This is a genomic window from Gelidibacter algens (assembly GCF_001678675.1).
GTDB classification, from domain to species: domain Bacteria; phylum Bacteroidota; class Bacteroidia; order Flavobacteriales; family Flavobacteriaceae; genus Gelidibacter; species Gelidibacter algens.
Genome location: NZ_LZRN01000011.1, coordinates 89,901 through 105,551 on the forward strand (window position 1 = coordinate 89,901; position 15,651 = coordinate 105,551).

9 protein-coding genes are annotated in these 15,651 nt (G+C 38.1%); 1 reads left to right on the plus strand and 8 read right to left on the minus strand.

What is annotated here, in order from left to right:
- Positions 1–301: 301 nt before the first annotated feature.
- Positions 302–1,057, minus strand: a complete 756-nt coding sequence (locus tag A9996_RS07470) for a hypothetical protein (RefSeq protein WP_066432789.1) — start codon at positions 1,055–1,057, stop codon at positions 302–304.
- Between the two features lie 66 nt (positions 1,058–1,123).
- A complete protein-coding gene (locus A9996_RS07475) occupies positions 1,124–5,083 on the minus strand; it encodes an AsmA family protein (RefSeq protein ID WP_146608931.1) in 3,960 nt (1,319 codons plus the stop codon).
- Positions 5,084–5,427: 344 nt separating this feature from the next.
- On the opposite strand from A9996_RS07475, the gene A9996_RS07485 reads away from it, so the two are divergent.
- The gene (locus A9996_RS07485) at positions 5,428–6,618 is read left to right on the plus strand and encodes an SH3 domain-containing C40 family peptidase (protein WP_066432796.1); all 1,191 of its coding nucleotides are present in this window, start codon (positions 5,428–5,430) and stop codon (positions 6,616–6,618) included.
- 130 nt (positions 6,619–6,748) lie between these two features.
- Here A9996_RS07485 and secA read toward each other — a convergent pair whose 3' ends face one another.
- The 6 genes from secA to A9996_RS07515 form a co-directional block, all read right to left on the minus strand.
- Positions 6,749–10,105: a preprotein translocase subunit SecA gene (gene secA, locus A9996_RS07490; protein WP_066432797.1), complete on the minus strand. Its 3,357-nt coding sequence runs from the start codon at positions 10,103–10,105 to the stop codon at positions 6,749–6,751.
- A gap of 181 nt (positions 10,106–10,286) precedes the next feature.
- On the minus strand, positions 10,287–10,508 hold the full coding sequence (locus A9996_RS07495) for a DUF2795 domain-containing protein (RefSeq protein WP_019387375.1): 222 nt from the start codon (positions 10,506–10,508) through the stop codon (positions 10,287–10,289).
- Between the two features lie 159 nt (positions 10,509–10,667).
- Positions 10,668–11,243: a cob(I)yrinic acid a,c-diamide adenosyltransferase gene (locus tag A9996_RS07500; RefSeq protein WP_066432798.1), complete on the minus strand. Its 576-nt coding sequence runs from the start codon at positions 11,241–11,243 to the stop codon at positions 10,668–10,670.
- Positions 11,244–11,653: 410 nt separating this feature from the next.
- Complete coding sequence (locus A9996_RS07505) at positions 11,654–12,337, minus strand: ABC transporter ATP-binding protein (RefSeq protein WP_066432800.1); 684 nt, start codon at positions 12,335–12,337, stop codon at positions 11,654–11,656.
- 143 nt (positions 12,338–12,480) lie between these two features.
- Positions 12,481–13,251 (minus strand): O-methyltransferase, encoded by a 771-nt coding sequence (locus tag A9996_RS07510; protein WP_066432802.1) that lies wholly within the window; start codon positions 13,249–13,251, stop codon positions 12,481–12,483.
- Positions 13,252–13,644: 393 nt separating this feature from the next.
- Complete coding sequence (locus A9996_RS07515; RefSeq protein WP_066432805.1) at positions 13,645–15,504, minus strand: ABC-F family ATP-binding cassette domain-containing protein; 1,860 nt, start codon at positions 15,502–15,504, stop codon at positions 13,645–13,647.
- Positions 15,505–15,651 lie beyond the last annotated feature (147 nt).

Genomic DNA, 15,651 nt, shown 5'->3' on the forward strand with positions numbered 1-15,651 from the left:
CTATCAAAGTTGGTATTTTTTAATTGAATGTTGTTGGTGGAAAACACCAACAACGGCTTAATAAAAATGAACTATCTCGGAATTCAAATCATTTCCTCAGAAGATATTTAAAGTCGGATTTAAAGAGGAATTATTTAATTGATATGTATAACCATTGTTGTTGCTATTTGATGACATGGTGTTGGTGGAAAACACCAACAACGGCTTAAATGTTATTGGTAAAAAACACCAACAACGGATTACATGGTGTTGGTGGAAAACATCAACAACTGCTTAAGAATGATTTGCTGCAGCAGTTGCCTTATCGTTTTTTAGTATAATCACAAGCCTCATCAATAACTATTTTCTGATCAGTTTTCCAATAGTTTATCAGGGTTACTTTTGTGGATAGTTTGCCATTGTATTCTATAAAGTACTTTTCATAAAAAATACCGTTAGGTATATTTTTATTGGTCTTCCATTGTTGATAGGCTGTATAAAAATCCAAAATAGGGAGATGAAATGAAGTTTCTTTGGCGATGATATAAAATTTAGTACCTATTTTTTTCTTTTTTACTCTTTTGGGTTTTATTGATGCTAATTTATACCTAGCGTAAGACTTCCCGTTAATTAGAGTATCATTTAGCTGGAAAAAGTCATAATTTTTTGTCTGATATCTAAAGTGGAAATGATGACTTACACTGTTACAGTCTATGTCTATAAACTCTGCCTTGAATAATTCAGATTTTAAAACTTTGACGTTTGCAGAAATGCCCTTCTCATCTTTAAAGAACATCTGATAGTTTAAGCTGTCTAATTCTGTAATGAACGCATTATAATTATTCTTCTTTGAGTTTGTCAAATAATATATTTTTCTTTTTTCTTCTTTTTCCCTGAATTTATGATTCGGAATTTTTAGAGAGTCCTTGTAAAAAGTCTGTTCATATTCAATAAGATAATCAAATTCATAAATTTTTTGTGAAAAACAAATCGTTGAAAATAGAAGATATACTGTTAGAAGTAATTTCATCACACATGGGGTTTTAGTAACTCTAGTAGTTGATAATTTTAATTTCATTTAGCTATCATTTTTTGATTTTGCATTTTTTTTAATATATGTGGTTCTCATTATATAATCACCGAACTAATTTGAACTATCCCGCATTTTTCTCAGTTTTCTATTCCCCAATCTTATTTTGACTTTAAGCTTTTGTTGCCTCGCTTTGGTGCTGTTTTCATACTGAACAAACTGAATAAAGAATTTTGAACCTGCATCTTCATAGGTTGTTTTTTCTGGTAGCGCTAAGCCATCATTGCTTTTAAGGTTTTTATAAGGTAGCGCTAGCCAAATGTTCACATAGTCATTCAACTTCATCCGTCCTTCCACATACATATGCATGGCTGAGGATTGAATTTCTGTTCTTGGAATAAGGATCTCACCGTTTCTGATTTCAAAAGTCTGAACAATAGGCCTAAATCTTAAATTTTTGAAGCGTTCGTCCTTCATCAATGGCGTGTTTTCCATGATGGGCTTGTAATCATAAAGCATCAGGTTTTGGAGATCTAAACTAAGAAAGCCATTTAGAGAATTCATATTTAGTTGCCCTTCATTATCCAAGCTACCAGTGGCGTTGATGTTATAATTTAGAGTGCCCCCAAGGTGTTCAGCCTGTTTTAAATCCTCATTTTTAAAATAATCAAAGTGCGTTACCATTTCATGGAGGTCCACATCATTAGCTTTCATTGCAATGGTCACTTCTGTATTTTTGTCCTTCTTTATGCCTATTTCCACAGTCATGGCAATTGTGCCACCATAAAAATCAAGTTGTGTGTCTTCAATTTTAAAGAGACCTTTATTATCAAACAACAGTTGAGATTCAAAATCTGTGATATTGAAATTGTTGTGTTTTAAGGTGTCCACCTGAACCGCTACGGAAGGGTAAAATGATTTATTAATCTTAGTGAGGACTTCTTTCCATTTTTGGAGATTGAGGTCTGTTGCTTCTATTTTTTTGGTTGTAGACTCTGATCTATCTAAAAATTCCTTAATATCTGAAGTATCCAAATATGGGGCATGTATGGAAAAATTGGAGCTGTGTTGACGATTTTCTGCGGCACCATTTATAAATTCTGAAAAGTTATCAATGGCACCAGAAAACACCACTGAGCTCTTTCCTGGCAATTGGATGTCAAGTGTTTTAAGGGTGGCCAGATCATTATTGATTTCAATGTGCAAACTGTCTACAGGAATTTGAAGATCTGCGGCTTCAAAATCTACAAGGGTGCCTCCAATTTTCAAATCGCCCGATGCTTCTGAATTGAGTAGTTTTAAGTTTTTAGATTGGCCTTTATAGTTCCCGTAAAACTCAAAATCACCCGACTTGAAAACAAAGTTGCTAGTTTTTAAATAATCATTTAAATCTTTGGATTTGCCTTTTACCTGAACTGAAAAATCAAGATCAAACGGATTGTCGTTCAATAAATCCTCACGACTGGTATGCGCATTAATGTCGCCTTGAATGTTGGCTATCGTTTCTTTGTAGTTTAAATTGAGATGGTCCAGTTTTAAGATGGAGTCATTTTCAAAATATATTTGGGCAGCTATTTTTTCTGTAATGAGGTCTCTGAACTTTAGAGAGTCAATGGCCAATTCAATTTCAGGATTGAACTTGTTGATGTCTTTAAAAATGTTGTGGAGTGCCCTTTTCGTTTTTTGCTGCTTTATAATGGAATCTCTAGTGAAGGAATTTATGGTAGTCAGCAGATGATCACCGTCAAAAAATGGCGCTGTTACTTTTATAAAAACCGATCCCGATTCTTTAATGTCATCCAACAAGAAATTCGGGAATTTCTTGATAATTCCATTGAGTTTGACGGGGTGGAATTCATCAATTTCTAAATTGAACTGATTCAGAATAATGTCAGCGTTATTCACAAACAAAGCCAAAGAATCAATGGCAATGTCCATCTCAGCCGGAGGATAATAGAGCTTTGTATCTAGTAGGGTCAAGTCGCCTTTGGCATTGTTCAGAAGTTCGTTAAAAGCTTTGACATTACCATTGACATTGCCGTTAAACTTAAAACGGCCAGAATCTATTCTGAAAAGCTCAATATTGAACAACTCTTTAAATACCTGTAAAGACCCTTCAGAAGTGGCTTCGGCATTCATGTAAACCGCGTCTTTTAGTCCGCTTTCAGGTGGATATACTTTAACATTGCCTTTAAGGGTCGTCACGGCATCATCATAATTGAAGTTGAAATTGCGCAGGCGGATGGTCTCAGAATCGATGAGCTCAATTTTTGATTTTAAATCCGTGATCACCACATCCTTATACTTAAGAGCTCCAATAGTGATATCAAATTGCGGATGAAATTGGCTATAAATGGCATCGAGCGTTTCATGCAATGTTCTTCGGTCATTAACATTTGCATCAGCGTCGGGTACAAATTCTTTTGCCATTTCAATCACTTCGGAGATGTTGAGGTTTTCAGAATCTAAAGAGATATGGCTTGTGGTGGGGCTTATGGGCGATTTCGATAAAAGTCCAGAGATGCTTTTTAAAGTTCCTGTAAATACCAAATCCTCACCATTTGGTAACTTCACCGTCAATTCTCTTAAAATAGAAGTTTCCCTTTCTAAGGCAATAGAAATGGATTGTATAGGCAATTGTAGGCCATTTTTTTTGAGAACTACGCGCGTATTGTTCAGTTTAAAATCGCCAGTAGCTTTGTTTAAAACTTGATACGGGTTTGGGATGTCTCCAACGATGTGCGTGTTTAATTGAAAATTTCCACCCTTAAAATCAAAATTGTCGGTTTCAATAAGCTTGGCTAAGGTTTCATTAGTTCCCTTTAACCGGACATTGGCTTCTATAAAGTTGAGTGCTTCTGGCGTGCTCTGAAAATAGGAGTTGAGAATAGCGACGTTGACGTCTTCCAATTCTGCATTGAGGCTATTAAAAAAGACTTTAATGTCTTTGGGCGACTTTTTTGCAGTCTTTAAACTGTCAGTTTTATAAATATCAGTGGTCAAATTACCCGTAAAGGCAACCTTTTTAAAGCGAAACTTGTCTGAAATTGTAATCTCATTATCGGTCGTTGAATAGTCAGCTTCTATATCTGGGCTGTTGCCATAAGCAAATTTCCCTGAAATTTTGATGGCACTTTTTAAAGGCTTTTGTATTTCGAAATCTTTTAATATGGAAAAAATACTATCGTTTAAAAATCTTTTGACCGCTTGAAAATCGGTAGTAGGATTTTGTAGGTTAAACTCATACCCATTAGATTCCGACAGATTAAAGTTTGCGGAGAGTTGAAAGGTTTGGTCATCAATAGAGAGTGGAAAGTCTGGGATTTGGATACGGTCATTCTCAACATCGACACTAAATTTTGGACTTCCAGTAACATGCGCGTTCTTAAAAAAACTGCCTTTTGTGGTATTGAATCCTAAATGATTAATGGTGACATCCATTGCGGCATCACCGTTTAATTGAGTGCCATTGGCTTTAAAGCTTGCTTTAAATTTGTGAATGTGAAGATCAAAATGCTTGTTCAACACAGTATCCTTACTGATGTATTTGATATTTTCCAATGTCACAGTTGCCCCGTTGTGATTGAGCCATTCTGGGAGCTGAAACCCCTTGTGGTCTTTCTGCTTGTCCTGCTTTAATTGTTGATGATAGGCGATTGGCCTGTTTGAGATAACTTCAGAAGAGAATTCCGCATTTTTGATGCCTATTTTTCTAAATATAAAATCACCGCGCAAAAGGTTTCCAGCGCCAATAATCAGTTTGGCTTCATCAATTTTAAGGGTAGAAAATTGGTCGGTGATGGTATCTCTGTTGGTATGTTTGATGTCTCTTAACGTAAAACCCACGTTGGGGAACCCGCTTAAAAAACTAGCATTTACCTTCCCAATAACCAAGGTGCCCGACGTGTTCTCAGCATACCAGGCTTGCAACATATCAATCACGCTATCTCTATTAAACCACCCTATCGTAAAAAGGCTGAGCGGCAATAGAATACAAACTGCAAGTGTTATAAGAATGCGCTTTAACCATTTCCGGTTTCTGGAGATATTGATCTTGGCGTTTGGGGTTTTCAAGTTCGAAATTTATTGAAAAATAAGGAGAATATTTGGGTTGGAAAACATAACGACTAAAATACTTTAGGCCAACAAACATATCCAGATGGGTTACCAATTTTTCTGTAAGGTGAAAACAAGATAACACCTGCATCTTTTTCAGGGATGACAGAAAGTTTACAGCCCAAGCTTGGACCCACTTGAAAGAAACAGGTACTCCTTATTTTAATTATATGACTTATTGTTAATTAGACAGTATCTATGATAATAACTTCAATGGGCAACTAAAGTAAAAAGTATACCAACAATCTTCAAAATATCAGTTATAATTTTATAATTTACAACTTTTAAAAAGTCAAATAGAAATGGTACAAAAAATAGCAAAATTCGGTTTTCCCCTTTTAGCTTTAGTGGGATTGTTTAGCTGCGGACCGAAAGTTGAAAACAAAAATTACTTGACGGCAGAAATACAAGCTGTTAAAGCCGAATATGCTCCAGACAAAAGAGTGGCTCTTTTTGACGTCAATGCACAAAAGAACGGGAAGACCTATATTTTGAAGGGTGAAAGCAATTTGCCAGAGGCAATTACGACATTGAAGAATAACCTTAAAAATGCTGAAATTGATTATGTAGATAGTATTCAGCGTTTGCCAGCATCTAATTTGGCAGATAAAACTGTGGGCTTGGTGACAATATCTGTAGCTAATTTGAGAAGTCAGCCTAAACATTCAGCGGAATTGGCTACGCAAGCTACTTTAGGAACACCGGTAGAAATTTTGAAAAAAGAAGGCAGTTGGTCATTGATCCAAACCCCAGACATGTATTTGGCATGGGTGGATGATGGCGGTATCGAACCCATTACGCCATCTGAACTTGAAGGCTGGAAAAATAAAACGAAGGTGATATACACCACCATGCAAGGGCACAGTTATTCTGAGGCAGATGCTCAGTCGCAAGTGGTATCAGATATCGTGGCAGGTGGGATTTTAGAACTTCGGGACGAAGAAAATGATTTTTATAAAGTTGCTTATCCTGATCAACGAATTGCATTTATCAAGAAAACTGAGGCCGATCTTTATGATTCATGGTTATCACGTACAGATCCGTCTCAAGAAAATTTAGTGGCGACTTCAAAACAGTTAATGGGCCTGCCTTATTTGTGGGGTGGCACGTCAACAAAAGGAGTGGATTGTAGCGGTTTTACTAAAACAATATATTTCTTAAACGGGATTGTTTTACCTAGAGACGCTTCACAACAAATCCATACTGGTGAGCAAGTGGATACCGATAAAAATTTTGAAAACCTTCTTCCAGGTGATTTATTGTTTTTTGGTAAAAAGGCCACCGCCTCTTCGTCAGAGCGTGTTATTCATGTGGGCATGTGGATTGGTAATAACGAGTTCATTCACTCGGCAGGCCGAGTAAAAATAAGTAGTGTTGATAAAGATGCGCCAAATTATGATGCCTACAATCTGAATCGTTATTTACGAACCAAAAGACCACTTAATGGCAGTACAGAAGGTCTTATAAATTTAAAAAAGACACCAGTCTTTTAGTCGGGCGATGAGCTTGCTCAAGAATTACTTGCTTTCTCTCATTTTGCTATAGCATCTTTAATTAAAGGAAATAAAAAAGACCACTCTGCATGTGCAAAGTGGTCTTTCATTTTGATTCTTAACTCTTTATTTACTCTTCAATCAACACCCAGTCACCTTTGGCCAACAAAGGCTCAGCCTGTTTGTATTTTAAAGTTTTATTTTCGCCACTCATGACGTGTTTTATGGTCACCTTGTCATTACGGCCAACTTTTGGTTTATCGCGTACAATGGTTTCCACAACTTCCTTCCGTTGGGTATTGCTACCTGCAGCTCTACTTTGTGCGGAACGCTCGTCCAGATTAGGAATTTCTTCCTTGCGGGTTTCCAACTGTTCTTTAGAACGTACCTGACGTGCTTCTTGAATGGCGTCTGTAGTTTCTGATGGCAACTCGCCTTTGAACAAAAATGAAATCACATCTTTATTGACTTGGTCAATCATCACCTTAAACAATTCAAAAGCTTCAAACTTGTAAATCAATAAGGGATCTTTTTGCTCATGGACTGCCAACTGCACAGATTGTTTCAATTCGTCCATTTTACGCAAATGCGTTTTCCATGCCTCATCAACTATAGCAAGGGTGATGTTCTTTTCAAAATCCGTGATCAGTTGTTTACCATTAGTTTCATAAGCTTTTTCAAGATCTGTAACTACTTGCAAACTTTTTACACCGTCTGTAAACGGCACCACAATGCGCTTGAATTTATCACGCTGTGTCTCATATACATTTTTGATGACAGGAAATGCCATTTCTGCATTGCGCTGCATTTTTAGTTTGTAATGTTCAAAAGCCGCTTTGTAGATTTTACCAGCGACATCCTGTTCTGATAATTTACTAAATTCAGCTTCCGTAATAGGGGAGCCCATTGAAAAATAACGAATCAGCTCAAATTCAAAATTCTTAAAGTCGTTCGCCGCTTTATTGGTTTGTGTGATAATTTCTGAGGTGTCAAAAATCATATTCGCCAAATCGACGCGCAAACGTTCACCATGCAAGGCATGACGGCGGCGTTTGTAGATCACTTCACGCTGGGCATTCATCACATCATCATATTCCAACAAACGCTTACGAACTCCAAAGTTATTTTCCTCAACTTTTTTCTGGGCACGCTCAATGGATTTTGAAATCATGGAATGTTGAATCACTTCCCCTTCTTCCAAGCCCATTCTGTCCATCATTTTGGCAATACGTTCACTACCAAAAAGACGCATTAAATTATCTTCCAAAGACACATAAAAATGTGAACTTCCTGGATCTCCCTGACGTCCGGCACGACCACGTAACTGTCTGTCCACACGACGCGAATCATGACGTTCCGTACCCACAATGGCCAAACCGCCAACTTTTTTCACTTCCTCTATTAATTTGATATCCGTACCACGACCAGCCATATTGGTTGCAATGGTTACCTGACCCGGTTGTCCAGCTTCAGCGACAATATTTGCCTCTTTCTTGTGGAGTTTTGCATTCAGTACATTGTGAGGAACTTTGCGTAAGGTCAACATTTTTCCCAAGAGCTCACTGATCTCAACGTTGGTGGTTCCAATCAATACGGGGCGTCCTGCTTGAGAAAGTTTGGTAACTTCATCAATAACGGCGTTGTATTTTTCACGTTTCGTTTTATAGACTAAATCTTCCTGATCGTCACGTGCAATAGGTCGGTTGGTTGGAATTTCAACCACATCCAATTTATAGATTTCCCAAAACTCACCAGCTTCCGTCACCGCAGTACCCGTCATGCCCGCCAATTTGCGATACATTCTGAAGTAATTTTGAAGGGTTACCGTGGCAAAAGTTTGGGTGACTGCTTCAATTTTTACATTTTCTTTGGCCTCAATAGCTTGGTGCAAACCATCACTATAACGACGCCCATCCATAATACGACCCGTTTGCTCATCAACAATCATCACTTTATTGTCAATGACGACGTATTGGATATCCTTTTCAAATAAGGCATACGCTTTTAATAATTGGTTCAGGGTATGGATACGCTCTGATTTGATCCCAAAATCTCTGAACAATTCTTCTTTAGCTTCTGCTTCTTTTTCTTTAGAAAGGTTTTGCGATTCAATTTTTGAGATCTCCATCCCAATTTCTGGCATCACAAAGAAGTTAGGGTCATCATCTCCAGATAAAAATTCCACCCCTTTATCTGATAATTCTACTTGATTATTTTTTTCGTCAATCACATAGTACAATTCCGAATCTACCTTTGGCATTTCTCGGTTATTGTCCTGCATGTATTGGTTTTCGGTTTTTTGAAGCAATTGTTTGATGCCTTCCTCACTCAAGTACTTAATCAAAGCCTTGTTTTTTGGAATTCCTCTGTAGACGCGCAACAATTTAAAGCCACCTTCTTTAGTATCGCCATCAGCGATTAATTTTTTGGCTTCAACTAACACGCCTGTCAAATATTGGCGTTGTACAGCGGCAATACTATCTACTTTTGGTTTGAGCTCTGTAAATTCATGGCGATCACCTTGAGGGACAGGACCGGAAATAATCAATGGCGTACGGGCATCATCGACTAAAACGGAATCCACCTCATCCACAATGGCGTAATGGTGCGGTCGTTGCACCAAATCGTCAGGAGAATGTGCCATATTATCACGCAGATAATCGAAACCAAACTCATTGTTGGTACCGTATGTAATGTCAGCCAAATACGCTTTTTTACGGGCGGCAGAATTAGGCTGGTGGTAATCAATGCAGTCCACACTCATGCCATGAAATTCGAACAATGGAGCCATCCACGCACTATCACGTTTTGCTAAGTAATCATTGACGGTTACTAAATGAACGCCTTTGCCAGCAAGGGCATTTAAGTACATTGGAAGGGAGGCTACAAGGGTTTTACCTTCACCCGTTTGCATCTCTGCAATTTTACCTTGATGTAGTGCCACACCACCAATCAGTTGCACGTCATAGTGAATCATGTCCCAGGTAATAGGTTTGCCGGCAGCATCCCAAGAATTTGCCCAAACAGCCTTGTCGTCTTCTAAAGTGACATAGGTTTTGGTTCCTGAAATTTCACGGTCAAATGTACTCGCGGTAACCGTAATGGAGGTATTGTGTACAAAACGTTTCGCAGTTTCTTTAACGACACCAAAGGCTTCTGGTAAGATGTCATTCAATACATCTTCAGTGGCTTTGTAGATGTCATCTTTGATACGGTCAATTTCTTGATAGATATCTTCACGCTCATCAATATCTTCTGTAGCTTCTGCATCTTTCTGAAGTTTTTCAATAGAATCGTTAAAAGGCTGTCGTGCGTCTGCTATCCTAGACCTGAAAAACGCCGTTTTCGCCCTCAATTCGTCATGCGAAAGGGCTTCCAAGGCTTTTTCAAAAGTTCTAATTTGTTCTACAAGAGGAGTGATGGCTTTGACATCCTGTTTGGATTTATCGCCAACAAAGACCTTCAATACTGAATCTAAAAAACTCATAAGGTGTTTTTGTTTAAGCTACACTTTGACAAGCGCAGTGTGCAGTTATGATAATATGTTATTTGTATGATGTTTTGCTTTTTGAGGCTCACAAAGATACGGTTTGTGCTAAGGTTAATAAAAAATAGCGCACAAAAAAAGTCTCGTAAGGAGTACTTTTTAACTATTTTTTCTGATTTATTTAATATTCGTCCTCATTCCAGAGGTAATCTTCATCGGTTGGATAATCTGACCAGATCTCTTCGATTGAATCGTAAGAGTCACCTTCATCTTCAATTGACTGCAAATTTTCCACCACTTCTAAAGGCGCACCAGTACGGATTGCATAATCAATTAATTCGTCTTTAGTGGCTGGCCAAGGCGCATCACTCAAATAGGATGCTAATTCTAATGTCCAATACATTTGTTATTCGTTTTAAATTTTTGCAAAAATAATTTTTTTGTCGAGAAATTCAAGTAAAAAATGAATTATTTAATCATTAAAAAAAAGAGCGTATACTTCTTACATGATTTCTTGACTTCTAATAGATAATACAAAAAAAATGTAAGCGCCTAATTTTCTTTAAGATTCTTTTTGGGGAATCCATTGAATTTCTTCGGCTTTCAACTCATGGGACAACTTTCGTGCCAACACAAATATGTAGTCAGATAAACGGTTTAAATAGACTAATGACTCTGGTTGAAAAGGCTCCAAGTCGTTAAGTGCCGTTGCTAAACGTTCAGCTCTACGGCATACACAGCGCGCAATATGACAGAATGACACCGTTTGATGGCCGCCAGGTAAAACGAAGTGTGTCATTTCGGGCAAGGCGTCGTTCATGCTATCAATTTCATGCTCCAAGAGTTCGATATCCTGCGATGAAATCTTAGGGATATTCAAGCGTTGTTTGCCATTTTTAAGCGTTGCCTTTTCAGGGTCGGTAGCCAAAATAGCACCCACCGTAAATAAACGATCTTGGATGACCATTAAAATTTCTTTGTAGTGCTGATTAATATTTTGGTCTCTAATTAAACCGATATGGGAATTGAGTTCATCAACGGTTCCGTAACTGTCAATACGGATGTGGTGTTTCGGGACTCGTGTGCCGCCAAATAGGGCAGTAGTACCTTTGTCACCTGTTTTAGTATAGATTTTCATGGTAAGGTATTAGTGATTAAAATTCAAAGTTAAAGATTTTGCCACGAATGCACGACTATTTTTTATTGAGCTGGAAGATGGAAGGTAGAAGGCAGAAGCTGGAAGTTGGAAGTTAGAAGCTGGAAGGCAGAAGATAGAAGTTAGAAGCTGGAAGATAGAAGATAGAAGATAGAAGCTAGAAGATAGAAGCAAGAAGCAAGAAGCATGAAGGAATTAATGTTTGAAAGTTTAGTTATAAGAAAAATTAGGTCTTAGAAATTGTTTGATCAGGAATAGCAATTTTTGAACACCGAACACCGAACACCGAACACCGAACACCGAACACCGAACATCGAACAACTGATAACTGATAACTGACAACTGATAACCGCCCGCTCGTCCGCAGCTTTTGCGAAGGCGGGAACACTAAATTAGTTCCTCACATCACTCTCTATCTCTCCATCGCGCAACCGAATTACACGGGCAGCTCTTTTAGCAACATCCTCTTCGTGGGTCACAACGATTACGGTATTTCCGGCCACGTGGATATCGTCAAACAATTGAAGAATCTCCAAAGAGGTCTTGGAATCTAAATTCCCTGTAGGCTCATCGGCGAGGATGATGGAAGGTTTGTTTACGAGGGCACGACCTACAGCAACACGCTGGCGTTGACCGCCTGAAAGTTCATTGGGTTTATGGTGGATACGATCTGCCAAACCAACATCGGTCAATACTTCTGTGGCACGGGCGTCACGATCTGCTTTTGAAGCTCCTGCATAAATCATGGGTAGAGCAACGTTGTCTAATGCCGTAGTTCTTGGGAGCAAGTTGAAGGTCTGAAATACAAAACCGATTTCTTTATTTCTAATTTCGGCCAATTGGTCATCGCTCAGTTTGCTCACATCTTGTTCGTTGAGAACATACGTGCCAGAAGTTGGAGTATCCAAACAACCTAACAAATTCATTAACGTCGATTTTCCTGAACCCGATGGTCCCATAATGGCCACGTAATCGCCACGTTCTATGTCTAGGTCAATGCCTTTTAGTACGTACACGGTTTCTGAGCCTAATTGAAAGTTCCTGACGATATTTCTGATGTGAATGACGTTGTCCATGGGGATTATTAAAAGTTTAAAATTCTAAATTGGAAATTCAAAATTCAAATGTCAGTCTGCCAACTGCTGCCTGCCAACTAAGGACTTTTGAAATTGCAATATAATTGATTTCCGATTGGTATGACGTTCAAATGGCCCAGTTGTTACACTCTAATTTTAAAATGTTCTTTCGGCTGTTCTTTTCTGAAAAATACAATGCCCCAATTAAAGGTGTCCACGGTGACCGTCACTTGGGGATGTTCTTTAATGATTTTCCATGCGTCTGTCATGCCTTTGGACCAATAAATATCATCAAAGATAAAGACGGAATTATTATGGGCTGTGGGTAAAAGCATTTCAAAATATGCTAAGGTGGCTTCTTTGGAATGGTGTCCGTCAAAAAAAATAAAATCCCATTTTGATGGGGACAATTCCTGAATTTTATCCTGAAAGCTACCCTGAATGCTGTGGATGTTTGTGAAGTTTTTGTTAGAAAAAAGGTGGGTGGCAACCTTCAAGATTTCCGGACAGCCTTCAATGGTAATAATGTTGGCGTCAGGGTTTGCCAAAGCCATGGCCTGAGTGCCAATACCGAGATTGGTACCAAGTTCTAAAATATGTCTGGGTTGGAAATACCTGACCATCCTAAAGAGGAGTTTCGTGTTTTTTGAGGTTGTGCCTGAAGTTTTTGCGATGGCTTTAATGCTCCGATTGTCAGACTTAAACACTTTTGAGCCCGATCCGAAATCGGTTATTTTTATGACATTGTCGTTTTTGAGGAGTTCATCACGGTAAGACGCTATTGCATTGTATTCATCATGTTTCGATGTGTCATAAAAACATTTGGTCACCAAATTATAAACAAATGGCGAATGGACGCCATGTTGGTTATTTGACTTTAAAAGGAATTTTAGGTAAGCGATGAGTTGATACAATTTTTATTTGTTTCGGGTTTTTATTGTTTCGGGTTTCTATTGTTTCAGGTTTCAAGTTTCTGTTGTTTCTTTTTGATTTTAAAGAGCGACTTAATGTTTCGAAATTAAAGATTAAAATTTATTCGATAGATTTTTCATCTCATTAAACACCAAGCCCTTAAACGTTCGAATTTTAAGCCTGCAACCAATAAATAATGATAATAAACAATACTAATAAATTACGATTCCAATTTTTCCGATAGATCATACCTCACACCTCACACCTTTAACCGCAAGGCTCGCAAAGGTTGCGCAAGGTTCGCAAGGGGTGAATTGCTAGGTTTTTCGATAATCTTAAAATAAAATAACAATAAAGAATAACAATAAAGAATAACAATAAACAATCCTAATAAATCACGATTCCAATTTCTCAGATAGTTCAAACCACCGTGCCTCTTTTACGGCAATCTCATCGATAATTTTTTGTAAATCCTGTGACAGTTTGTTGATTTGATCCTGCTTTAATGACGTGTCATGAAATTTGGTTTCAAAGGCTTTTTTGTCCAATTCCAAAGATCTGATTTTGCCAGTTAGTGATTTTAGTTCCTTTTGCTCGTTATAGGAGAGTTTTTCGGCCTCATTTTTTTTGGGATCTTCAACAGAAGTTTGGGTTTTGGCAACTTCCACATAGGGTGTTGACGCTTCATAATCACGATAGTCAGAGTAATTACCTGGGAAATCTTCTACCTCACCACCGCCTCTAAAAACAAATAAATGGTCGACAATCTTATCCATAAAATAACGGTCGTGGGACACCACTAGCAAGCATCCAGGAAAATCCAAAAGGAAATCCTCAAGTACATTTAGCGTTACAATATCCAAATCGTTGGTAGGCTCATCCAGAATTAGGAAATTTGGGTTTTGGATTAATATGGTACAGAGATACAAGCGTTTCTGCTCGCCACCACTCAGTTTTTCAACAAAATCATAGGACTTTTTTCTATCAAATAAAAAACGCTCCAGTAATTGTTGCGCACTGATCTGACGACCTTTGGTTAAGGGGATGTATTCACCAAATTCTTTAATAACGTCAATCACCTTTTGGCCTTCCTTGATGTTGATGCCACTTTGGGTGTAATAGCCGAATTTCACGGTTTCCCCAATGATGACTTTTCCTGCATCAGGTTGAATGGACTGTGTCAACATATTTAAAAAAGTCGATTTGCCCGTCCCATTTTTCCCAATGATACCAATACGTTCACCTTTTTTGAACACATATTCAAAACCATCCAAAATCACCTTATCCTTAAAGGATTTTGAGACTTTATGAAACTCTACAATTTTACTGCCCAAACGTTCCATGTTGATTTCCAACTGTATCTGGTGGTCATTTCTACGCTGGTGGGCTTTCGCTTTAATATCGTGAAAATCGTCAATGCGCGATTTAGATTTGGTGGTTCGGGCCTTTGGCTGACGGCGCATCCAATCCAATTCTTTTTTGAAGAGTTGTTTGGCTTTGCCAGTTTCAACCGTTTCATTGGTTACCCGCGCCTCTTTTTGCTCTAAATAATAGGTGTAATTGCCTTTATAGGTAAAGAGTTTACCGTGGTCCAATTCAATAATTTCATTACAAACGCGCTCCAAAAAATACCGGTCATGCGTTACCATAAATAAAGTCATTTGCGCCTTGGCGAAATACTGCTCCAGCCATTCAATCATTTCCAGATCGAGGTGGTTGGTAGGTTCATCCAATATTAAAAGATCAGGATTATTGATAAGCGCCGTGGCCAGGGCCAAACGTTTTTTCTGACCCCCGGATAGTGTTTTGATTTTTTGACTGAGATCGTCAAGTTTCAATTGCGATAGGATTTGCTTGAAACGCAATTCAAATTCCCAAGCATTATGTCGATCCATCCCTTCAAAAGCTTTTTGGTAAGCATCAGCGTCTTCCGGATTTAAAAGCGCCTTTTCATAGCTTTCAATGATCTTTAAAATTGGGAGATCAGAATTAAAAATAGTGTCTTCTATCGTAAGCTCGTCTTCAAATTGAGGGGATTGCGATAAAAATGATAAGCGCAGCCCTTTCCTGATTACCACTTGACCATTGTCAGGCTGGTCCATTCCAGAAATGATATTGAGGATGGAGGTCTTGCCACTTCCATTTTTTGCAACAAAGGCAATTTTATCATCTTTATGGATGCTAAAGGAAAGGTCTTCAAATAGCGACACTTCGCCATAAGATTTTGAGATGGATTCAACGGTAAGAAAGTTCAAAGTCTATTTTTTTGCAAATAACGTGAATATGTATAAGAATAGAGAATAAAGAATAGAGAATAAAGAATAGAGAATTGGGAATCAATAATCAAGAATACTTTTTAGAGAAGAAAGTCGTTGAATGCTGTAGCATGTGGCCATTCACTA